At 29.2% G+C, this 25,158-nt stretch carries 17 protein-coding genes, 1 pseudogene and 1 riboswitch; of the genes and pseudogenes, 2 read left to right on the forward strand and 16 right to left on the reverse strand.

Annotation, left to right across the window (positions count from 1 at the left end):
• Positions 1-49: 49 nt before the first annotated feature.
• From groES to B3603_RS14615, 5 genes are all read right to left on the reverse strand, one after another.
• Positions 50-334, reverse strand: a complete 285-nt coding sequence (gene groES / locus B3603_RS14595; protein WP_039632861.1) for a co-chaperone GroES — start codon at positions 332-334, stop codon at positions 50-52.
• Between the two features lie 229 nt (positions 335-563).
• The gene (locus tag B3603_RS14600) at positions 564-1,283 is read right to left on the reverse strand and encodes a TVP38/TMEM64 family protein (protein ID WP_291566205.1); all 720 of its coding nucleotides are present in this window, start codon (positions 1,281-1,283) and stop codon (positions 564-566) included.
• A 322-nt stretch (positions 1,284-1,605) separates the two neighbouring features.
• Positions 1,606-2,487, reverse strand: a complete 882-nt coding sequence (locus tag B3603_RS14605) for a DNA-3-methyladenine glycosylase family protein (protein ID WP_291566207.1) — start codon at positions 2,485-2,487, stop codon at positions 1,606-1,608.
• 289 nt (positions 2,488-2,776) lie between these two features.
• Entirely contained in the window at positions 2,777-3,181 is a 405-nt protein-coding gene (locus B3603_RS14610; protein ID WP_291566209.1) for a C-GCAxxG-C-C family (seleno)protein, read from the reverse strand.
• 661 nt (positions 3,182-3,842) lie between these two features.
• Positions 3,843-4,685, reverse strand: a complete 843-nt coding sequence (locus B3603_RS14615; RefSeq protein WP_291566211.1) for a PhzF family phenazine biosynthesis protein — start codon at positions 4,683-4,685, stop codon at positions 3,843-3,845.
• Positions 4,686-5,123: 438 nt separating this feature from the next.
• Here B3603_RS14615 and B3603_RS14620 point away from each other — a divergent pair, with 438 nt between their 5' ends.
• Positions 5,124-5,498: a hypothetical protein gene (locus B3603_RS14620; RefSeq protein WP_291566213.1), complete on the forward strand. Its 375-nt coding sequence runs from the start codon at positions 5,124-5,126 to the stop codon at positions 5,496-5,498.
• 206 nt (positions 5,499-5,704) lie between these two features.
• On the opposite strand, the gene gltA is transcribed toward B3603_RS14620, so the two are convergent.
• The 11 genes and pseudogenes from gltA to B3603_RS14675 form a co-directional block, all read right to left on the reverse strand.
• Positions 5,705-7,093, reverse strand: a complete 1,389-nt coding sequence (gene gltA / locus B3603_RS14625; RefSeq protein WP_291566257.1) for an NADPH-dependent glutamate synthase — start codon at positions 7,091-7,093, stop codon at positions 5,705-5,707.
• Between the two features lie 5 nt (positions 7,094-7,098).
• Entirely contained in the window at positions 7,099-7,965 is an 867-nt protein-coding gene (locus B3603_RS14630; RefSeq protein WP_039632847.1) for a sulfide/dihydroorotate dehydrogenase-like FAD/NAD-binding protein, read from the reverse strand.
• 196 nt (positions 7,966-8,161) lie between these two features.
• Positions 8,162-8,270: riboswitch (glycine riboswitch) on the reverse strand.
• 508 nt (positions 8,271-8,778) lie between these two features.
• The gene (locus B3603_RS14635; protein ID WP_291566218.1) at positions 8,779-9,945 is read right to left on the reverse strand and encodes an iron-containing alcohol dehydrogenase; all 1,167 of its coding nucleotides are present in this window, start codon (positions 9,943-9,945) and stop codon (positions 8,779-8,781) included.
• Between the two features lie 601 nt (positions 9,946-10,546).
• Positions 10,547-14,368 carry a hemoblobin-interacting domain-containing protein gene (locus tag B3603_RS14640; protein ID WP_291566221.1) on the reverse strand — a complete coding sequence of 1,274 codons (3,822 nt, stop codon included), beginning with the start codon at positions 14,366-14,368 and terminating at the stop codon, positions 10,547-10,549.
• A gap of 115 nt (positions 14,369-14,483) precedes the next feature.
• Positions 14,484-15,938, reverse strand: a complete 1,455-nt coding sequence (locus tag B3603_RS14645; protein WP_291566222.1) for a cell wall-binding repeat-containing protein — start codon at positions 15,936-15,938, stop codon at positions 14,484-14,486.
• A 456-nt stretch (positions 15,939-16,394) separates the two neighbouring features.
• Positions 16,395-17,243, reverse strand: coding sequence for a 3-hydroxybutyryl-CoA dehydrogenase (locus B3603_RS14650; RefSeq protein WP_291566224.1), 849 nt, complete (start codon positions 17,241-17,243; stop codon positions 16,395-16,397).
• A 381-nt stretch (positions 17,244-17,624) separates the two neighbouring features.
• Entirely contained in the window at positions 17,625-18,629 is a 1,005-nt protein-coding gene (locus tag B3603_RS14655) for an electron transfer flavoprotein subunit alpha/FixB family protein (RefSeq protein ID WP_039632839.1), read from the reverse strand.
• A 19-nt stretch (positions 18,630-18,648) separates the two neighbouring features.
• Positions 18,649-19,162: pseudogene (locus B3603_RS14660) on the reverse strand (hypothetical protein).
• Positions 19,163-19,175: 13 nt separating this feature from the next.
• The gene (locus B3603_RS14665) at positions 19,176-20,315 is read right to left on the reverse strand and encodes an acyl-CoA dehydrogenase (protein ID WP_291566227.1); all 1,140 of its coding nucleotides are present in this window, start codon (positions 20,313-20,315) and stop codon (positions 19,176-19,178) included.
• Between the two features lie 44 nt (positions 20,316-20,359).
• Complete coding sequence (locus B3603_RS14670) at positions 20,360-21,139, reverse strand: short-chain-enoyl-CoA hydratase (protein ID WP_039632833.1); 780 nt, start codon at positions 21,137-21,139, stop codon at positions 20,360-20,362.
• 473 nt (positions 21,140-21,612) lie between these two features.
• Entirely contained in the window at positions 21,613-22,251 is a 639-nt protein-coding gene (locus B3603_RS14675) for a redox-sensing transcriptional repressor Rex (protein WP_039632830.1), read from the reverse strand.
• An 880-nt stretch (positions 22,252-23,131) separates the two neighbouring features.
• Here B3603_RS14675 and abc-f point away from each other — a divergent pair.
• The gene (gene abc-f, locus B3603_RS14680) at positions 23,132-25,045 is read left to right on the forward strand and encodes a ribosomal protection-like ABC-F family protein (RefSeq protein WP_291566229.1); all 1,914 of its coding nucleotides are present in this window, start codon (positions 23,132-23,134) and stop codon (positions 25,043-25,045) included.
• Positions 25,046-25,158: the final 113 nt, after the last annotated feature.

Raw genomic sequence — 25,158 nt, forward strand, 5'->3', positions numbered from 1 at the left:
GATAAAAACCTCCTATTATACGCTTACTTTTCGACTATATTCTATAATATTACTCTATAACTGCTAATATATCTTCTTGCTTTAATATGATATATTCTTGTCCTTCGTGTTTAATTTCATTACCTGCGTATTTAGAGAATAATATTTTATCCCCTACTTTAACTTCCATTTTTATTTCTTTTCCGTCAACTACAAGTCCTGAGCCTACTGCAATAACCTCAGCCTCTTGTGGTTTCTCCTTTGATGCTGACGTAAGAACTATTCCGCTCTTAGTCTTCTCCTCAGCCTCTAATCTTTTTATAACTACTCTATCACCAAGTGGTTTTATTGCCATAGTTTAGCCCTCCTTAAATATATGAAATAAAAATTATTTATTTTTAATTTGTTAGCACTCCATATCATTGAGTGCTAATTCTATTATTATCATAATTAAACCTTAGATTAATATCAAATTTGCTTTACACTTCAAAAATAGCCTTTATTTCAATTTTCCTTAATATAACTTTATTTTCCTTATCTTTTCTCAATATTTCTATTAATTGTATTTTTCCTTAAGTTCTACTTTAATATCCCTTACCTTTTTTTCTTTTTTCATGTAACTTATGTAAGTATTGAAGTATTTTATTTCCTTTTAGTACTCCTATTAAGAAGAATATAATAGATATTATGGCTAAGCTTCCCAAAATTATATAGTTTCTATTACCTATACTATCTCCAAACATAGCTGAAATAATTATCCATGGAAATCTGCCTATACTTGAATATAATATAAAGTCCCAGAAATCTACATCAGATAATCCACAAAGATAGACTAATATATCTTTAGGTATCCCTGGAATTAAGTATACAAGCAATATGATCATTTTATTACTACCTTTTGTTAATATTTTTCTAAAGAATTTTAGATTTTTCTTTTCTATGATTTTTCGGACCATATCTCTTGCCAAATATCTTGCAATTAAATATCCAATAGCACTTCCTAGAAAAATGCCAATAACAGAAATTATTCCTCCTAAAAAGCTACCAAAAATGTATCCTCCTGCAATTTGTATAACTTCTCCTGGAATAAAGAAGAATACTACTTGAAGTATTTGTATTAGTATAAAGATTAATATGCTATAACTTCCATAGGATAAAATAATTTCTTTTATCTTTTCTGGATTTTTAAACAAATCAGCATATTTAAAAAAATACTCATAACCAATAAATCCACCAACGATTATGAGAATTCCTAATATAATATATCCTTTATACTTATTTATTTTATCAATTATATAATTCATAAACATCCCTTCTACAATGGAAAATTGACAATTGACAACTTTTCTAATTCACAATCTTATTAATTAAGAATTGATAATGAAGAATGAAGAATTGTGGATATTTCTCAGCAAAGACTGAGAAATTTAGAATTTATTTATCTTTGAAACGTCATGATTACTTTTATTAAAAATCTATTAAAGAAATTAGTTTGATAAAATTAATTTCCTCCTTAATTCTTCATTCTTCATACTTAATTCTTCATTCCTGCAACTTCTCCATTGACTAAGTTTTGTATTGTAAATTAATAAATTTTTCTTAAGCTATAATTTAAATCTGTTCATACTACTCAATTTTTATATTATTCTCCCTAGCGTAGTAGAATAGATATTGTTGTGCAAAGCCTGATAATTCTCCAAATTTATCACGAGCAAATATCCTTATCTTAGGTAAAGATACATCTGGCGCTAAATAGAAAAATTGCATTGCTCTTTTTACCCATACATCCACAGGAAAAGCAGAATATTTTCCCATTGAGAATAGCATTATACAGTCTGAAACTTTAGGTCCTATACCATTAAACTGCTTTAATGCTTCATGACATTCATCGTCACTTAATGCTTTTATTTCTTCCAAATTATAAACATTATTATAAACTTTGTTTATAGCATCGGTTATGTATTTTGCTCTAAATCCAACTCCTAAGCTTTCAATTTCTTCTGGTGAAGCATTTATAAGTTGCTCTGGTGTAGGAAAAGCATAATATATTTTACCTTTATAATGAAGTTCATCTCCGAATTTCTTGCTTATATTTTCTATTGCTCTTTTTATCATTGGGATTCTATTGTTTGCAGAAGTTATAAAAGATAGTACTATTTCGAAAGGTTCTTGCTGAAGTAATCTAATTCCATGTCCAAATTCTACGGATTTTTTAAGTAATGAATCCTTACTTAATTCTTCTTTAATAGAAGTATAATCTCTTTTTAAATCAAAATAATCACACCATATGTTATCAAAGTCTTCTTTAGTTGTATTATAAATTATTACCTCATCATTATTTTTTTCTAACTCTATAACTTTTCTATAAGCTACCATAATATAATTATCATTTTCTAACCTACTCCATCTAAAGCATTGTCCGCATTCAAAAATATGAGGTAATTCAAAGTTTTTAACTCCCTTTAATACAATTCTATCTTCAAATTCTAAAATTTCTTTAAAATCCATCATAACACATCCTTTTATTATAAAATTTACTTCAGTAAATATAAGAGATATTATAATTCTTTCACTAAATAAACAAGTTATACAATTGAGAACTTAAGATAATGCACAATTCACAATTAAGGAGGAAATTATTTTTAAACAAAATAATTTCTTTTAATAAATTTTTGACTAGCAATACAGTTGCTAGTTATGTGGCGAACACTGTTCGCCGCTACGGAATCAATTCTAAATTTCTCAGTGACAGCTGAGAAATATCCATAATTGTGAATTTTGCACTGTGAATTGTGAATTACCTAAGTTCTCTCATAACTATCTCATCTAAAACTTCTGCACCAATTTCTATCATTTTAAAACATCTTGCTTCATCATTTCTATAATTCTCTTTTAATTTTGCACAATTATCGCTACCTAATTTTGAGGTAAATTCTTCAAAGTATTCCTTCGTTAAATTTTTTACTCTATCACTTTCATGAGCTCTTTCTTCAGTAAATAATATTCCAATTACAGATATAGCACCTGTTATAACACCGCAAACACTTTCCACTGCCATTCCACCACCAAAAGCTGCCATTGCCTTTAAGGTTTGTTTATTAAGATTCATATTATATTCTTCATTTGCCGCATAAATTATAGTTTCAGCACAATTTAAATCATATTCACTACCATAAAATTTTTTGACCTTATCCAACAACATAAAATCTTCCTCCCAAAGCTTTATTTCTTTAAGGCATCTGAAAGAAAATAATAGACCAAAGATGTTAGTATATTTTAGACATATGAAAGAAAATAGCTAGTTAAAGATGCGAAATATATTTTGCATCAGAAAAGGAGACAGGTTTTCATGATAGTTTAGCTATCATGGAGTTCTGACGACGCAGTATGATGCAAAATAGATGAGTATACTAACTAGCTATTTTTTGAATATGCCTCATATCAGACAAGGCGTCAGGTTCTGCTCATAGTGGTGCTATGATCAGGTTCTGACAACGCAGTATGATATAAAATATGCTAATCATACTGATCTATTATTTTTTTGAAGATGCCTAATATATAACTAAATAAATTATATCACTTGTCCACATTAAAAAGAAGAAAAGCTTAGTCAATTGAAAATTGACGATGGACAACTTATACAATTGACAATTGATAATGGAAAATTGACAATGCGGTGGAAATTAATTCTTTACGAATTAATTTCTTTAACTAATTTTCTTTACTAGTAATACAATTGCTAGTTTTTATAAGAAGTTACCTCGTAACTTCAAAAACAAATCAATTCTAAATTTCTCAGCAGAGGCTGAGAAATATCCACAATTGTGAATTTTGCATTGTGAATTGTGAATTGAATTAAGTTGTCAATTCTCAATTGTATAAATCTCTCCTTTAAGTACAATCACAGCCTTGCCAATTAATTCAACTCTATCATCATTTAGAATATTAAGCAGTATTTCTCCACCTCTCTCTGAGGCTTGATATGCTTTTAATGTATTTTTATTAAAAATTTCCTTCCAATAATTAGCCAATAAAGTATGAACCGATCCAGTGACAGAATCTTCATTTATACCTGCCCATGGATTAAAATAACGAGAAATAAAATCATAGTTCTCATCACCTTTACATGTAACCCCTACTCCTTTAATATCTGTTTTAAAGGCTATAGTTTTCATTTTTTCATAATTAGGTTTAAGTTCTAATACTTCTTTTATACTACTAAGTTTAATAACTACTTTCCTTGTATTTTCACCGATTATACAATCTTTAAAATCTTTAATTCCCATTGCTTCTAATAACTGATTTCCAGGTACTATATCCGTTGGTTTATCTAGTGGAAAATTTAAAGATATACCTTTTAATGTTTTTTCACACACAAGATTGCCACTTTTAGTTTGGAAATTTAGTTTTTCATTGCAATTATTATAGTGCTCAAATATAACCTGTGAAGTTGCAAGAGTAGCGTGTCCACATAAGGTCACTTCTTGAGTTGGCGTAAACCATCTTAATGAAAAAGTTTTTTCATCTTTGAAGGACTTTCCGTCTATAGCTTTAACAAAGGCAGTTTCTGATAAATTCATTTCTTTAGCAATAGCTTGTAACTCTTTATCTTCTATTTCATCTTCTAAAATACATACTGCTGCTGGGTTACCTTTGAACTTTTCTTCTGTAAAAGCATCCACTTGAAATATCTTTAATGTTTTCATACTTTTCCTCCTAAATATAAAGTATTTAAAATATTTTTCTCTTCATGAATTCTAAATGAAAGTTTAAGGATTTTGGATACATACTCCTATTGAAATCATGGAAATTTAGTTTTAAAAATATTATAATATAGTGGCATCAAGTATGCTATAAGTATATAGATTCAAAAATTAATGCATATTTAAAGTAATTAGTGTTTTTTAGTATCTTAAAATAACGCTATTAAATTCACAATTCACAATTGCGGACATTTCTCAGCAAAAGCTGAGAAATTTAAAATTAATTTATTTTTAAAGCTACACAGTAACTTCAATAACAATAACAAATTATAAATTATTTAAAATTTTTTAGATAGAATCTAAATTTAATAATCAGTTAAAATATAGCTAATAATAAAATTAGTTAATTAATTATGGTACAAAAGCAAAAGGAGAGAGAAAATGAAGGCACTAGAAAATAAAGAGCTATCAGATAAAGAATATATCTATACTCTTGAAAAACTATTAAATCATGTTAAAGAAGGTAAAGGTCTCGTTGGACTTTGTGAAGAGGTTGGTAATATTGCACTAATAGATGAGATAAACAGCCATCCTATAAATAGGGATCAATTAAAAGCAAGAGATACTAAGTATCAGCCTTGTCCTTTAGACCTTAGATTACATAGACCATCAGAAAAACCTATAAAATCATATCATGGTTGTTTTTATCACTGTGGTTACAAGGAACTATCAAAACTTAGCAAAGAAGAACAAATAGAGTTTATCGAAAGGATAATAGAAGATTATAAAAAACTAAGAATGGAAAATAAAGAATAAATAAATTATAAGTACTTTTCATTTATACTAAATTTATTTTCTTAAGTAACACTGTTATTTATTATTTACATTTGCTTTTATCAATAAAATAATTTTATATTTAATAATAAGTCTTTATGTAAACATTTAAATCATAACTTTCTAAAAAAATATACAAGCTTCATAGTAAGCTTGTATATTTTTATTAAATATGTTATTTAAACAATTTAGTTATTTTTTGATAAATCTTCGTCTATAGCTTTAGCAGCTTTTTTACCTGCTTCCATTGCAAGTATAACTGTTGCAGCACCTGTTACAGCATCTCCACCAGCATAAACTTTAGCTTTAGAAGTTTTTCCTGTCTCTTCATCAGCTACTATGCACTTCCACTTATTAATCTCTAATCCTTCTGTTGTTGATGGAATTAGTGGGTTTGGTGATGTTCCTAATGACATTATAACTGTATCACAGTCAATTACAAACTCAGAATCTGGAACCTCAACAGGCCTTCTTCTTCCTGAAGCATCAGCTTCTCCTAGCTCCATTCTTATGCATTTCATTCCTTTAACCCATCCATTTTCATCTCCAAGGATTTCAATTGGATTAACTAGAAGGTCAAGTATTATTCCTTCTTCTTTAGCATGATGTACTTCTTCAACTCTTGCTGGAAGTTCTGCTTCACTTCTTCTATAAACTATATGAGTCTCTGCCCCTAGTCTTAAAGCTGTTCTAGCAGCATCCATAGCAACATTTCCACCACCAACAACTGCAACTTTATTACCAGCTTTTATTGGAGTAGAATATCCTTCTTTGAAAGCTTTCATTAGGTTATTTCTTGTTAAAAATTCATTTGCAGAGAATACTCCATTTAAGTTTTCTCCTGGTATTCCCATAAATTTAGGAAGACCTGCACCTGAACCTATAAACACCGCCTCAAATTTTTCTTCACTTATTAATTGATCTATTGTAACTGTTCTTCCAACAATTACATTATGTTCTATTTTTACACCTAATTTAATTAAATTATTTATTTCATGCTTAACAACTGTTTCCTTTGGTAATCTAAACTCAGGAATTCCATAAACTAAAACTCCACCTGGTTCATGTAATGCTTCAAACACAGTTACATCATATCCCATTTTAGCTAAATCCCCAGCACAAGTTATTCCTGCTGGACCTGAGCCTATAACAGCTACTTTTCTATTCTTCTTTTCTATATCTTTAGTTAAATCTACATTATGTTCTCTTGACCAGTCAGCCACAAATCTTTCAAGTTTACCAATTGCCACAGGCTCTCCTTTTATTCCAAGAACGCATTTACTTTCACATTGCAATTCTTGAGGACAAACTCTTCCACAAACTGCTGGAAGTGCTGTATACTTATCTAAAGCTTTAGCAGCTTCTTCAAATTCTCTATTTTTAACATGTGCTATAAATTCTGGTATATCTATAGCAACTGGACATTTACCAACACATGGTTTGTTTTTACAGTTTAAACATCTTGAAGCCTCTTGTACAGCTTCTTCTTCATTATATCCTAAACATACTTCTTCAAAGTTTTTAGCCCTTACTTTAGCATCTTGTTCTGCTATTGGAGTTCTCTTCATTCTATCTATAGCCATTATTTATTACCTCCTAAACCACAGCCTTCTTTTATGCTATCTTTTTTACACTCTTCAGTTTTATACATTGATATTCTTTTTAATGCCTCATCAAAGTTAACCTTGTGTCCATCAAATTCTGGGCCATCAACACAAGCAAATTTAGTTTCATTTCCAACAGTAACTCTACATGCTCCACACATTCCAGTTCCATCAACCATTATTGGGTTTAAACTTACAACTGTTCTTATTCCTAGCTCTTCTGTTAACTTACAAACGAATTTCATCATTATCATAGGTCCTATTGATACAACTAAATCATATTTTTTACCTTCGTTTTGTACTAGATCTTGTAATTTATTAGTTACCATTCCTTTGAAGCCATGAGTACCATCATCTGTACATACAAAGACATCTCCAGCAACAGTTTTCATTTCTTCTTCTAAAATTACCATTTCCTTAGTTTTATATCCCATTATAACATCAGCTTTTATGCCTTGTTCATTTAACCATTTAACTTGTGGATAAACTGGAGCAGCTCCAACACCACCAGATATAAATAATATCTTCTTATTTTTAAGTTCTTCTAAGTCTTCATGTAATAGTTCAGATTCCATCCCCAATGGTCCAACAAAATCAGCTACCATATCTCCAGCTTCTAATTTTGCCATTTCTTTAGTTGAACATCCAATAGTTTGAACAACTATTGTAACTGTTCCTTTTTCTGCGTCTGTGTCGCAAATAGTTAAAGGAACTCTTTCTCCTTTTTCATCCATTCTAACGATTATAAATTGACCTGGTTTAGCTGATCTAGCTACCCTAGGTGCTTCAATATTCATTAAGAAAATTTGAGGTGCTAAATCCCTTTTTTCAGCTATTTTATACATATTCATGTTCCTCCAAATCTAATCATTTTAATAAGGCATCTTCAAAAATAACTAATCAGTATGCTAGTCCATTTTATTTTAGACACCTAAAGATAACTTGTCCATACTAAATATACACTAACATAATTATACTATACATTTCTTATGTTTTTGCAACAAAAAAGGGACAATAAGTAAATATGCACACAAATAAATGCTATTTACACCTGTCCTTTTATCTGAAAGTTTCCCCAAAACCACAAATTAAAATAATTTTGAGTTTCTTCTTCGATGCTCATAAAATGAGTCTCTCCAGGGTGGTATCCGATTATTGTACTTCACCTGAAAGCTTCTGAATAGCCCATAGCTATACTATTCATTTCTCCTACGGTTATCCCTATATAAAACGGAATATCTCCAACAATCCTCATTCACCAAAATATTAACTTTACATATATATTCTATATTCTATATTTTATATAGTCAATATTAATTGTATATATTATTAGAATTTTTTCACTATTCGCATTTCTTCTAACAAACGTTTACATTATATACAATATAATACTATTTGTGTGTTTTCTTTTTATTATATTTTAAAAACTATTTATTTCACAAGCAAAGATATAACAATAACTTTATATCTCTGAACTTAGAAATTAAGGTATCAATAAATAACTAGTCATCACGCTATCTTATCTTATATCATGTTTTGCTGACAAAACTACCAATCTATCTGATATAAAATAGGTTCCACCTTTGACTAGTTATTTTATTTCAGACACCTTAATACATTTCTATAAACTTATAAATCTATAATTTCATATATTTAAATTAAAAATCTACTTTTTCTCCATTAAATGTGCAAGTAAATATTTTTTTCATTTCTTCAACAGAAACAGTTCTTGGGTTAGAGCCAGTGCAAGCATCTTGTACTGCATTTTCTGAAATATAATCTACCCATTTATTAAAATCTTCTTCTTTTACACCATACTCTTTTAATGAAGAAGGTATGTCCATAACATCATTTAATTCTCTTATACAGTCTGTTAATGCATTTATTAATTCTTCATCGCTTTCGCCAGTTAAACCTAAATTTCTAGCAACATTAGCATATCTTTCACTACAAGCAGTTTTATTAAAATCTATAACATATGGTAAAAATATTGCATTAGCACATCCATGTGGAATATTAAATACTGCACCGGTTTTATGAGCCATTGAATGAGTTATACCTAATAGTGCATTTGTAAACGCCATTCCTGCTAAACATTGTGCTATATGCATTTGTTCTCTAGCTTTTTTACATCCATCATAAGATTGTAATATATTTTTCTTTATCATTGTTATTGCTTCCATAGCTAATGGATCAGAAAAATGTGATTTATTAGATGCTACATAAGCCTCTATAGCATGAGTCAATGCATCCATTCCAGTATGAGCTACTAAGCTCTTAGGCATAGTCATAGTAAGTTCAGTGTCTAGTATAGCTATATCTGGAGTTATATTATAATCCGCTAATGGATATTTTATTTTCTTTTCATAGTCAGTGATAACAGAGAATGCTGTTACTTCTGTTGCTGTACCACTGGTTGAAGGTATTGCTACAAATCTAGCTTTATTTCTTAATGTAGGAATAGAAAATGGATCCTTAATATCCTCAAAAGTTAATTCAGGATGCTCATAAAATACCCACATAGCCTTTGCAGCATCTATTGGTGATCCTCCTCCTATAGAAACAATCCACTCTGGTTCAAAGTTTCTCATTTCCTCTGCACCTTTCATAACTGTTTCAATAGATGGATCTGGTTCTACTCCTTCAATTATTTTGACTTCTATATTAGCTTCTTCTAATAGATTTTTAACTTTATCCAAGAAACCAAACTTTTGCATTGAGCTACCGCCTGTAACTATTATAGCTCTTTTACCTTTTAAAGATTTTAGAACTTCTAATGAATTTTCACCATAATAGATGTCTCTTGGTAATGTAAATCTGTTCATTATTAATCCCCTTTCACAGCCATCCAAAGATAACTGCCCCTCAATAATATTCATAACTCTCTAAATATTGATAATAAATTAACAATTTGTACAAGTATATTGTACTCTTGTTTACATAGTTTTTCAAGGGATTTTCAGAAAATTACGCCTTTTAACTTCTCAATTGAGATTACAAATAGTTAATGATTTCACCTTTCTTTAACAAGTTAAAATAATGAACAATTTCAATGTAAAATTCACAATTATAGTTGGAATTAATATTTTACTAGTAATCTATTATTGTTGATATTTTATAGTAAATGATTACATCACTTCAAAAAATAGATAGTTTTAAATTTCTCAGCTTTTGCTGAGAGATATCCATAATTGTGAATTGTGAACTGTGCATTGTGAATTCAATAGTTCTAATTATAATACTAAAAAACATAAACTATTTTCATATATATTGGTTTTAGAACTAATATATCTATATACATATATATCTTACTATAATAATTTTATATAAACAAATAAATTCCTTTTTGAAAATACAAGGCTGTTGACAAAGTAACTTGCCAACAGCCTAAATATCATTTTTAATTCTCAGAAAATATATTCAATTTTATTTTACAGTTAAATTCAATTCTTTCTCTTTATAACCATCCGCTTTTAAAATTATCTTATATTCTCCTGCTTTATCAAATGCATTCTTAACATAAAGATTCCCTATATGCTGTTTTTCATAATCTTTAATCATATCTATTTCTTTTTCATTTACTAAAATTTTTGTAGGTTCGTATTCACTCATATATCCTACATATATAGTAGCTTTACCATTGACATTTATAATTGAGTCCATTAATTCTACACTGTTTGGTACATCCTTTAAAGTTTTTTCTATATCTTCATTGCTTGATTCTTCTACTTCTTCTTTATCACTAGTAACAATTAATTTTAACTCTTTGTCTTTATAGTCTTTTGTTTTTAGGACTATTTTATATTCTCCATCCTTACTAAATAAATGCTCTTTTAAAGATAAATCTCCAAAGAAAGTTTTTTCATAATCTTTATCTTTCTCTATTTTTTTATCATTGATATATACATCTTCTACAATATATTCAGATGTATAAGCATAATTTATTCGAACATTACTGTTTACCTTTATAGATGATATATTTGTCTTAACATTCTCTGGTGCATCTTTTAAAACTTCTTCTTTATTTTTCTCCTCACTTATATCACCATTATTTGATTCATTTTCATTATCAATTACAGTTAAGTTAAGCTCTACATCTCTATATCCATCCGCTTTTAGTACAATTTTATATTCTCCTGCTTTACTAAATACATTTTTTATAAATATGCCTCCAATATGTTGCTTTTCATAGTCCTTAGTCATATCTATTTCTTTTTCATTTACTAAAATCTTTGTAGGTTCATATTCACTCATATATCCTATCCATACATCAGCTTTATCATTAGAATTTATAACTTCCGACATTAACTTAATATTACCTGGATTTTTTAATCCATCTTCTACTTCTGTTTTTCCTCCTTTAACCTCTAAAGAAAATTCTTTATCCACAAATTCTGAAGATTTTATAACTATAGAGTATTGCCCTGCTTTACTAAACAATTCTCCTTTTAAACGCAAATCTCCAAATAAAGTTTTTTCAGCGTATTTTTCCATGTCTATTTTTTCACCATTGATATAAACTTCTTCCACACTATATCCTTCTCTATAAGCATAATTTATCGTAGCATTTTGTCCAGGTTTTATAATTGATGGCATTAGTTTAATATTCTCAGGTACAACCTTACTTATTTTTTGTGTTAATGCTGCATTATTATATCCTTTAGATACAATAACTATCTTACGCTTTCCTTCTGTTAATATTCCTGAAGGTATGATTATTTTGCCACTTTCTACATGAACATCATTTTTAGAAAATTTATTTCCATCTATTAAAATATATTCAATCCCCTCTCTCCAATCCTTGTTATCTTCAAAAGTTATTTCAATTTCTTTTGAAGCTGTGTTGTCTGTTATATCTTCTTTAAGTATTGGAGGATTTAAAAGCTTATGATTATTTATAACATTTACTTCAAATTCGGCTTTTTTATAGTTAATTGATTTTATAGATATTTTATTTTTACCTAAATTTGTAACTACATGATTATCAATTATTAACTCATTATTTTCAAATCTATAGTTATTTGTACTTATTACACTGTCATTTGTTTTAACTTCATATATACCATTAATCCAATTTTTATCTGTAGATATTATTGTTAAGTTTTCTCCTAAAATTAGATTTTCATTAAACTTAACATTTTCCAGCTGATTTTTATCTGAAAGATTTCCATCTATATCTTTAAATCTTAAAGCTACTTCATAGTCTTTATATCCTGTAGAAACTATTTTTATTAGGTGTTCTCCTGGGTAGTTTATAGCTCCTCCCTTAAAATAAACTCCTCCAAGATTGGATGTATAATGTAAATTTTTTTGTAATACTTTTTCATCTACGTAAACTTCTTTAACATTATCTCCCCAATTATATTCTGGAGTAGTTCTGCTTACTTGTATCATGAATTCTTCTCCCACTATTGGCGGTGCTGGTAATAAAACAGTTGGAGGATTCTTAATTAATTCAATAGTTACATCCTTTGGTTCATATCCTGTTGCAAAAACTCTTACTTTGTATACTCCATTATTACCAAATATTCTAGAATTGTGCTTTAAAATAATTTTTCCATCCTGAACCATATATTCTAATGATGTATTTAAAGATGGTATGTTTCCTGAATATACTTTTTCTATTTTATAAATAGATTTTTGAAATTTAGTATTTTTATCAAAGTTTATAGTTATATCTTGTCCTAGCTCAACTCTTTTAGAAGTCATTTCCGACACCTTCAAGCTTTCGTTGTTTTTATATATATTTTGTACTACTAAATACTCTGTTCCATCTTTTAAGGTAACTTTTATATTAACCTTTCCATCTTGTCCTTTAAATAATTCGGATGGCAAGATAATTTTTCCATTTTCAATGCTTATATCTTTAGTTGTATATTTATATTTTCCAACTTCTATTTCTTTAATATTTTCTTTCCACTGTTCATTATAATTTTCAATAAATATTTCTATTGTATTTCCCTCAAAGTTATCTATTATATCTTCATGTAAAATAACTTTATCACTAGTTTTTCTTACAACATTAATACTTACTTTGCTATCAACATATTCTGGATCTGCTTTTAAAATAATATTGTATATGCCACCTTGAGAGAACACATCTTTCGATATAACTATATTATTATCTTCATTTACCTTCCATTTATCTTTCGATAAACTATTTCCATTTACAATTATAGTCTTTAATGATTCTATATAGTTTTTGTCCCCACCTTTAACTATGATATCATTTCCTAAAACATTATTATTATCAACTGTTAAATTTACTTTTCCCTTGTATATAGGCTGGTCTATTAATATCGTTCTATAATTCTTTGATTTTATGGATATGGTATTTTTCCCATATTTAAAGATTTCAGTATTAATTTTTATCTCACTATCTTTAATTTCTACATAGTTGGTCAATGGTTTTCTATTATAGTTTTCTACTAACTCTATTAGTTCTATGGATTCTCTCCACTCTTTATTGTCTTTAAACTTTAAAGTAATAGTATTACCCTTGATATTATTTTCTAGATCCACTGCAACTTTTGGTGAAGTTTTCTTATAAACCTCTTCTGGTTTCATTTGTTCTCCATAAAGTCCATCTTCAAGTACATATTTTAAATAGTATGGACGATTAGGATTCGCTTTATAATTTCCGCTCTTTATATATTCTTCAAAACTTAAATATTCATCATTATAATAAGCTTCTCCCGCTTTAGCCATATAATCTTCATAATCAACAAGGAAATCTACTTCTCCTCTTTTTCCTATATGAGTTCTTGTTGTAGTATTAAATATATCCAATACCTTATTTACTTCTGAAATATCATATCCTAACTGTTTTAATATTAAGGCATTAGATAGCATATCAAAATCAAAAACTACATCTGCACCAACAAATCCACCACTAGCACTCCCCACAGCATCTACTTTATCGCTATTTCCACCACTTGAAGCATGAGCTACTGCATCCACTTTTGCCTTTTGAGAATGTGCTTTTGTATTTTTTACAGAATGAGTCTTTGGACTTGCTGAAGTTCTATTATCTAAATCTTTTTCATCATTTCCTGTAGAAAAAGTTGTAGTTTCTGGTGAATATCTTATGTTTCCATATTTATCATAATTGGTTTTGTGAAATTCAAATAAATCCATTTTTTTATAACCATATATCTCACTTGGAGCTGCTAACGCTACGCCTGAATGTATACTACTTGCAAATGTAGCAAAAACTATAGCATACAATATTTTTGAATTTTTATTCATTTATCTATCCTCCAATACTTATTTATGATATAATGAAATCGCATATTTTTTCATAGATGTCCATTTTGACATCTTAACTTGAGGCTTGATATATTTATTTTTATATCAGCCTTTTTTACATTTTAAGTTCTAAAGTAACACTATCTTCTAGGTCACCTTTTACAACTTTTATTTTTTTCTTATTACTATCTTTAAGCTCTATTTTTAATATAGTACCACTGGTATTTACCTTTTCAGACTTTGCTAAATTTCCATCAATATAAACCTTGCAATTATCTATATTACCTTCATTTAGACTCAAAACTGCATAATATACAAAATGCACTTCCATTATTGAAGATTTATTTCTGTCTATAAGATTTTTATTGTTAGGTTCTTCTGTACCAGGATTAGGTTTTGCTGAATCTCCATTACCTTCTGTAGGTTTTGTCGTTCCCCCGTTGCCTTCTGTTGGCTTTGCTGAACCTCCATTACCTTCCGTAGGTTTTATTGAATCCCCATTGCCTTTCGTCGGCTTTGTTGAACTCTCATTCCCTTTTGTTGGCTTTATTGAGCTTCCATTATTCTCTGTTGGTTTTGTCGATGTTTCTTCTTTACCATTTAAAATATTGACTATGTTTCTAATAACATTTTCCTTTAAACTTCCTCCAATTTCATATATGGTCTTAATATTTCTCTGAGCTCTTAAGTAATTCTTTTGTGTGTCATCTAAGTCATTACCTGTTAGTATTATTGGAGCACCTTCTTTTCCTGCTAAGGAACCTAAAGCTAATGCATCAATTAATTCATTTTCTTTTGTTGAACCATCTTTAGCAATATAAAGTGCTTTAACATCTTCTTTACCATAAAACTTCTCCATAATTTTCACATTTGTTTCACTTCTATTTTTCCCACTCAATCTTTCAGCCTTTAAGTCTTTCACTAGAGCTTCTGAAACAACTCCTTCTCCCCCTATAGCAAAAGTTTCTTTTCCCTTAACCATACCTTCAACTTCACCTAAGTTCTTACCATCTGTAAGTAATATTGCCATATCATTAGTAGCAGCTGGTGCTGCAACGGATAGTGCATCTGCTAATCCTGTGACACCATTTACTACTGCAACTTTTTCAAAATTTAATTGTTTAGCTATTTTTACTGAAGTTTCATATCTATTTTTTCCAGATATTCTTTCAACTTTGGTTCCTAAAGCTTCTATCTCTTTAACAACCTCTTTTGACACTACCGCTTCTCCGCCAACAACAAATATGTTTTTGGCCCCTAATTCTTTTATTCTTTTCTTAGTAGACTCTGTCAATTTATCTGATTCTGTTAAAAGTATTGGAGCATCTTTATGCTTTGCAAAAGGTGCAGCGGATAGTCCATCAGCAATTGCCATAGAATTAATTAGAATTACATTATCAGCCTTGTCCCATTTTGAGCTGATCTTTATTGCTGTTTCATATCTATCTTTACCAGATAATATTTTTTTCTCTATTGCCTCTTTACTCTCAACAGCAAAAAATTTGCTACTCATTGTGGTAAGTGTAGCACCAACTAATAGTGTCGAAATAATTTTTGAGCTTCTTTTCATATTTTAATCCCCTCTTCTCTTAGAAATTATGATTTTTTTGTAAAGGATTCCAGCTTAATCTTTACTATTGCCTGTAATTTTTTCACCTCCACATTGTTTATTTTATTATTTTTCCATAAATCTATAACTTTAAATTTACACTTAATAATTACAATAAAATTCAATTATTAATGCAAAAATTATAATAGATGCAGAAAAACTAGTAGAATTTATAAAATTTTCAATATCAACCTCGAATTTTGATATTGAAAATCATTTTCATTTACTGTTGTAATATTATCATATATTGTAAAATTATTCAATATTATATGAGAATTTTTATATGTTTTTTAACACTTTTTAATGAGTAATAACACATCTCTTTTCACTCTTAGCCTCTATAAAAACTTCATATGTAATTTATAAAAAAATAAAAAGCTAGCCCATTATTAATGAACTAGCTTTTTATTTATTAAATTATTTACTATAATTATGGAATCCTCTTCCTGTTTTTCTTCCAAGGTATCCAGCTCTAACATACTTTCTAAGTAAGCTGTGAGCTCTGTATTTAGTATCTCCTGTTTCTTTATATAATACGTCCATAATTGCTAAGCAAACATCAAGACCTATTAAATCTCCAAGTGCTAGTGGGCCCATTGGATGATTTGCTCCTAACATCATAGCTTTATCTATATCTTCTGCATTTGCTATACCTTCTGCAAATATTCCTACTGCTTCGTTAATCATTGGAACTAATATTCTGTTTACAACAAATCCTGGAGCTTCTGCTACTTCAACTGGTTCTTTTCCCATTGCCATAGTTAATTCTTTTATAGCATTAAAAGTTTCGTCTGAAGTTGCCATTCCTCTTATGATTTCAACAAGCTTCATCATTGTAGCTGGGTTAAAGAAATGCATTCCTATAACTTTGTCAGGTCTATTTGTTGCAACAGCAACTTCTGTAATTGAAAGAGATGAAGTGTTAGTAGCTAGTATAGCTTCTGGCTTACATATCTTATCTAACTCTCCAAATATTTGTTTTTTAATCTCCATGTTTTCTACAGCAGCTTCAACAACTAAATCAACATCATCTAATAAGTTCATATCTGTTGTTCCACTTATTCTTGACAATATGTCTTCAGCTTTCTCAGCAGTTATTTTTTCTTTAGAAACTAATTTGTCTAAGTTCTTTTTAATTCCAGCTATTCCTTTTGATACAAATTCATCCTTAATATCTCTTATTATAACTTCATAGCCTTTTGTAGCAAAAGCTTGAGCTATACCAGAACCCATAGTTCCAGCACCAAGAACACATATTTTTTTCATACTAAATACCTCCTAAGTATTAACTTTATGACCATGTTTTAAAATAATTTTAATCTAGTGAAGAATGAAGAATTATGGATAGAATTAACCATAAATTTCTCATATTAAATGTGAAATTTTCTAATTCTCTGTTATCATCCTTAATTCTTCATTAGTTATAAATCAATATTTAATATTATTTTAAAACATTGTCAAAGTTATATATTCACAGATACCCCAATGCTTTGCATTGGGGTACTGTAAAAAACTTATTTTAAATATGGTGTCATCATAACCCAATAAGTTAACAATATTATATCATATTTATAAATCTTATTTAAGATAACTAAGTTAAATATTTAATCTTTAATTTAGTTATCTATAAATTCATCAATGAATTTATTATTTTTCCATTGCTTTAAATTGAGCTACCATTTCTGGAACAATTTTTTGGAAATCTCCAACTAATGCTACGTCAGCAGCTTTCATGATTGGAGCATCTGCATCTTTATTTATAGCAATTATATAGTTACTGTCTTGCATACCAGCTAAATGCTGAATAGCTCCTGATATACCACAAGCAACATATACTGTTGGTCTTACAGTTTTTCCTGTTTGACCTACTTGAACTGCTTTATCTACCCAGCCGTTATCAACAGCAGCTCTTGAACCAGCAACTGATCCACCTAGTGCTTCTGCAAGTTCTTTTAACATAGCGAAGTTTTCTTTTGAACCTACTCCTCTACCACCTGATACTATGATATCAGCTTCAATTATGTCTTCAACTTCTTTAACTATTTTCTTAACTTCTAGAACTTTAGTTCTGATGTCTGAAGCAGTTAATTCAAAGTTAGCTTTTTCAACAACAGCAGCTTTTGAATCGTCTTTTGCAAGTTTCTCGAAAACTCCTGGTCTTACAGTTGACATTTGTGGTCTATGATCTCCACAAACGATTGTAGCCATTAAGTTTCCACCGAAAGCTGGTCTTGTCATCATTAAGTTATTGTTTTCTGGATCTATATCAAGTGCTGTACAGTCAGCAGTTAATCCTGTTGAAAGTTTAGCTGCAACTCTTGGTCCTAAATCTCTTCCAATGTAAGTTGCTCCTATAAATATTATTTCTGGCTTATGAGCATTAGCAAGATCCGCTATAACTTTAGCATATCCATCAGTTGAATAATGTGCTAATTCTTCTCTATCAGCTAATAATACTTTATCAGCTCCGAATGCTGCTAATTCTTTAGACATTCCTTCTACGTTATGTCCAATAAGTAATGCTGTAAGCTCTACTCCTAATTTATCAGCAATTTCTCTACCTTTTCCTAAAAGTTCTAGTGAAACCTTTTGTAATTCTCCGTCTCTTTGCTCAGCAAAGACCCAAACACCTTTGTAATCTGCTATATTCATTGTAATTCCCTCCTACCTACTAAATAAAGTGATTTTCTTTTAGTTTAGCTAGTGCAATTGAAGCTGCTTCTTTTGGTGATACATTTATAACTTCACCTTGTCCTTTAGCTTCTTTAGCCCAAGATCTCTTAACCTTTGTAGGTGAACCTTTTAATCCAAGAAGGGCTACATCTACATCTATGTCTTTAACAGTCCAAACTTTTACTTCTTTATCTTTTAATGCAAATATGTTTTTAACGTTCATGTATCTTGGCTCATTTAAAGTTTCTATTGCAGTTAATAGAACTGGAGTTTGAACTTTTATATATTCATATCCATCTTCCCAAGCTCTTCTAACTTTTAATCCATCAGCTTCTACTTCAACTTCTTCAACGTAAGTTATTTGTGGTAAGTTTAAGTGTTCAGCAATTTCTGGTCCAACTTGAGCTGTATCTCCATCTATAGCTTGNNTCTCTTATAAGAGTTCCTGTCTTTGGATCTATTTTAACTTCAGTTGTATCTGGAACTTGTTTCATACAAACAACTATTTTCATCGTAATTTCCCTCCTACTTTAAGATGTTTCCTGCGATAACCATTCTTTGAACTTCAGAAGTTCCTTCATAAATTTCAGTTATCTTAGCATCTCTCATCATTCTTTCAACTGGGTACTCTTTAGTGTAACCATATCCACCAAATATTTGAACAGCTTTAGTAGTAACTTCCATAGCCACTTCTGATGCAAATAATTTAGCTCTTGCAGCGTCTACTGTATATGGTAATTTATTATCTTTTCTGTAAGCAGCTTTGTAAACTAATAGTCTAGCAGCTTCAACTTTAACGTCCATTTCAGCAACCATCCATTGTAATCCTTGGAATGCTGCAAGTGGTTTTCCAAATTGTTTTCTTTCTTTCATATAAGCAACAGCTTCATCTAAAGCACCTTGAGCTAATCCTAATGCTTGAGCAGCTATACCAATTCTTCCACCATCAAGAGTTTTCATTGCTATACCAAAGCCTTTTCCTTCTTTTCCTAGTAAGTTCTCTTTTGGAACTATACAGTTTTCAAATACAAGTTCAGTTGTTGAAGAAGCTCTTATTCCTAGTTTTTCCTCAACTTTACCTATTGAGAATCCTGGGAAATCTTTTTCAACTATAAATGCTGATATTCCTCTTGTTCCTTTTGATTTATCAGTCATAGCAAATACTACAAAAGTATCAGCAACTCCACCGTTAGTGATGAATATTTTTGAACCATTTAATATATAGTTATCTCCATCTAAGTAAGCTGTTGTTTGTTGTCCAGAAGCATCTGTTCCTGCATTAGGCTCAGTTAAACCAAACGCACCGATTTTTTCTCCTTTAGCTAATGGCACTAAGTACTTTTCTTTTTGAGCTGGAGTTCCAAAAGCATCTATTGGAGCAGCACATAATGAAGTATGAGCTGAAACTATAACTCCTGTAGTTCCGCAAACTCTTGATAATTCTTCTACTGTTATAGCATAAGATATGCTATCTCCACCTGCTCCACCGAATTCAGTAGAAAAAGGGATTCCCATCATATGGTATCTAGCCATTTTTTCTACATTTTCCATTGGAAATCTTTCAGTTACATCTATTTCAGCGGCAATAGGCTTCACTTCATTTTCAGCGAATTCCCTTACCATTTGTTTTACAAATTCTTGTTCCTTAGTTAAAGAAAAATTCATTTCCCATTCCTCCTATAATTTATAAATATCAACGGATTTTATTTCTATTTATTTTTAAAGGCCTTGTCTCTTTTTTCTATGAAAGCTCCCATACCTTCCTTTTGATCCTCTGTACTAAAACAAAGTCCAAATACTTGAGCTTCATACATAAGAGCGTTATCTATGTCCATTTGCATACCTTTATTTATAGCATCTTTGCAAAGCTTAACTGCTATTGGAGCATTGCTTGCAATTTTTTTAGCCATATTAGTTGCTTCTTCAAGTAACTGTTCTGGCTCAACAATTTTATTTACTAATCCAATTCTTAAAGCTTCCTCTGCATTAATTAGGTCTCCTGTGAAAATCAATTCCTTAGCTTTGCCCTCTCCCACAAGTCTAGCTAGTCTTTGAGTTCCTCCAAATCCAGGAGTTATTCCTAATCCAACCTCTGGTTGCCCAAATTTAGCTTTTGATGAAGCTATTCTTATATCTGCAGCCATAGAAAGCTCACAACCTCCACCTAATGCAAATCCGTTAACAGCAGCTATAATTGGTTTTTCTAAAGTTTCTATTCTTCTAAAAACTTTATTTCCTAATATTCCAAACTGTCTTCCCTCAAGTGAATTTAATCCTTTCATTTCAGAAATATCTGCTCCTGCAACGAAAGCTTTTCCTTCTCCTGTTAACACAACAGCATAAATTTCAGCGTCATTTTCAATTAATTCAATAGCGTTATCTAATTCTTTTAAAGTTTCTGAATTTAAAGCATTTAAAGCTTTCGGTCTGTTAAGCTTAATAAAAGCAATGTTACCCTCTTTTTCAAGGATAATGTTTTTAAAATCCATAACTCCATCTCCCCATGAATTATTTCTTTTTGTTTCTTGCATAATTTGTTAATATTCTAACAAATTAAAACAAAATGATTGAAGCACTAAACGCCTCAATCACTATTATATTATGTCTTGCAAACTTTTTCAACATAAATCATGAAATTTTTCTAAATATTAAAAATCATAACGGTTATTAAGTTCATATTCAAATTTTATTAAAGATTTATATAAATTTAAAATTAAAATTTTGTATATTTATGTCAAAACATCTATATTTTATATGTATTTTAATTGTTACTTATATATTTAACTCTATTCTAGATTGTTAATTAATCATAATAACTAAAGTTAGATAATTTATAAAAATTACCCCATAAATGAAAAATTGTGGATGAAATTAATTCTTTAGAATTAATTTCCACAATATTTTATAAATATTACTTTAATTTCTTATTTTTCTAAGAAGACTCCACAATTATCAATTAAATTTATTCTTCATCATGTTCATTTAATAAGTAGCTTAAAGTCATTAAACTTTCACTTAGATGAACGTTTTCTACTATTACATCATCAGGTACCTTTAAATCTATTGGCGCAAAGTTCCATATACCTTTTATGCCACTAGTAGTTATTATATCGCACACTCCTTGTGCTCTATCCTTAGGCACACAAATTATAGCTATATCTATTTCATGTTCTTTTATATAATTTTGTAAATCATCTATATCTTCTATTGCTACATCTCTTATCTTTAATCCAATAAGTTTTGGATTTATATCAAATATTGCTTTTAGATCAAAAGACATCTTTTGAAAATAGGTGTAATTAGCAATCGCTTGACCTATATTACCTGCTCCAACAATTATTGTATTATATTGTTTATCTAGACCTAAGATTAATCCTATTTGTGATAAAAGCTCTTTAACATTATATCCATATCCTTGTTGACCGAAGTCACCAAAGCAATTTAGGTCCTGTCTTATTTGTGACGCAGTAAAGCCTATTTTTTCACTTAATTCTTTAGAAGAAATTCTATCCACATCATTATTAGCTAGTTCTTTTAAGTATCTATAGTATTTTGGCATTCTTTTTATAACTGCCATTGATATATTTTTTTTCCTTTCCACTGTAATCAACTCCTATTTAGTTTATATATATTGCAAAGTTAAATATCACCTTTAGCATGTGCGCCTAAGCTAATAATTTGTTGTATACCCTGTCCATTCTACACTTTGTTATTATTTTACCATATTAATTGTAATTTGTTTATATGTATTTTAAAAATAAATTATGTAAATTATATATAAATTATTCATTTTATCGTCATATATTTTTTAAGTTTTATGAAATATTTTTTAATATATTGATAATTATCGTATAAAGAAACAATTATTTAATACTCATATGACAATATTATATATTTTATAACATCACTATATATTATATAACAATACTATATATTATATAACAGCACTATATATTATATAATTAAAATTTCCCTATTGACAATGGTCAATTTATGGGAATTCCCACTTCTACAATTGAGAATGGAAAATTGACAATTGACAATTGTGGAGACTTCTCAGCCTTACTGAGAAATTCAGAAAAAATTTATTAAAAAAATTAGTTTGATTAAAACTAATTTCCACTATAGTCGTCAATTGTTCGCAGTCAATTCCCCATTTGCTAAGTTGTGAATTGTTTTAACTTGGCATTTGATAATTATTCATAGTACAATAATATGGGCATCCAATATGAAAATTCAAAATATACTCTGGAAAATAATCTTTTTATAAAAATAGCTTAAATCCTTAGAAATTAAGGATTAATAGTTAAGAATGAAGNNAAAAAACTCCAAAGGCTTTGGCAGTGGAGTTTTAACCATAATTCTTCATTTTTCATTCTTAATTTTTCATTCATAGAAAAGAATTTTTGTTATGGAAATTAAAATATTGTATAAGTTAAATTTTTATTAAGGAACCCTATATAACGAGGATGGTGAAAATTATGATAGTTTTAAGCTGTAATAATATACATAAAAGCTTTGGAATAGATGTGATTTTAAAAAATATAAGTTTTAATATTAATGATGGAGAAAAAGTAGGTCTTATAGGTGCTAATGGTGCAGGTAAATCTACTCTTTTTAAAATATTAACCTCACAAATGGAATATGATGGCGGAGAGCTCTTTATAGATAAAAGTAAAAAGGTAGGCTATTTATCTCAAAGTCTTGCTTTAGAATCAGATAATACCATATACGATGAGCTTTTAATGGTTTTTGAAAATTTATTAAATATGGAAAAGAAACTAAAAATTTTAGAAGAAAAGATGAATGAACCTTATGACATCTCTAAAGAAGAATATCATAACAAAATAATAAAAGATTATACCACACTAACGGAACTTTACACCAATAATGGTGGTTACACCTACAAGGGAGAAATCAGCAGAGTTCTAAAAGGGTTAGGCTTTAATGAAGAGGATTTTGATAAATGTATCAATATTTTAAGTGGTGGACAAAAAACTAGAGTAGCCCTTTGTAAACTACTACTTACTAAGCCTGATATTCTACTTTTAGATGAGCCAACTAACCATTTAGATCTAGATGCTATTGAATGGCTTGAAGAATATTTAAAATCCTATAAGGGAAGCATTATAATAATTTCACACGATAGATTTTTCCTAGATGCTGTAACCACTAAAACTTTAGAACTTATTGGTGGAATAGTTGAAATTTATAACGGTAATTATACTACTTTTATAGATTTAAAAAAGAAAAATTATGAAATAGCATTAAAGGCATTTTCTCTACAACAGGCAGAGATTAAACGGCAAGAAGATATAATAGCTAAATATAAATCCTTTAATAGAGAAAAAAGCATAAGAGCTGCTGAAAGCCGTCAGAAGGCATTAGACAAGATGGATAGAATAGATGCCCCTATTAAAGAAAAAAAGGCTTCTAGAATCGAATTTGACACAGAAATCAAAAGCGGTAATGATGTTCTATATGTAGAAAATTTAAGTAAATCTTTTGGAGAAAAAACACTTTTCACTAATGTTAATATGGATATTAAGAGAGAATCTAAAATTGCAATTATAGGTGAAAATGGTAGAGGTAAAACTACATTATTTAAAATAATTATGGATAAAGTACCTTCAGATAGTGGTATTAAAGTTTTAGGTAAGAACGTTCATCTTGGCTATTACGACCAAGAGCAATCTAATTTAAATGAAGATAAAACTATTTTAGATGAAGTATGGGATGACTTCCCAAAGATGACCACTACAGAGATAAGAAATGCATTGGCAGCATTCTTATTTACAGGTGATGATGTATTTAAAAAGATTAAAACCTTAAGTGGTGGTGAAAAGTGTAGAATTAACCTTTTAAAACTAATGCTTTCCAAGTGCAATTTCTTACTTCTAGATGAGCCTACTAACCATTTAGATATAGTTTCAAGAGAGGCTTTAGAGGATGCAATACTTAGCTATGATGGTACAGTTTTAGTTATATCTCACGATAGATATTTCTTAAATAAAGTTATAAATAAAATTTTTGAACTCAGGGAAGATGGAATTAAAGAATATTTAGGAAACTACTCCTACTATGTTGACAAAAAGAAAAATCCTCTAAGATTTGAAGTAGAAGAAGAATATGACGGTATTACTAAAACCCAAATGAAACTTGATAAAAAGAAGAAAAAAGAACATGAAAAATTAGAAAGAGAAAAGAAAAATCATATAAAATCCATTGAGGATAAAATTTCAACCCTTGAAAATGAACTTGAAAAGCTACAAAATCAGCTATGCATTGAAGAAGTTTATTCAAATCCTGAAGAAAGTCAAAGGGTAAATAAAGAAATTAGCGATATTGAAACAGAACTAGAATCACTATATGAAGAATGGGAAAACCATATATAAAAAACCGTGAGAACTCACGGTTTTTTATATGATTGAGAATTAAGAGTTAAAAATGAAGAATTTATGGTTGAAATTAATTCTTTACAAATTAATTTCTCTAAATAGATTTAAAA

This window comes from Clostridium sp. UBA2485, from assembly GCF_002341865.1.
Taxonomy (GTDB): Bacteria; Bacillota; Clostridia; order Clostridiales; family Clostridiaceae; genus Clostridium_J.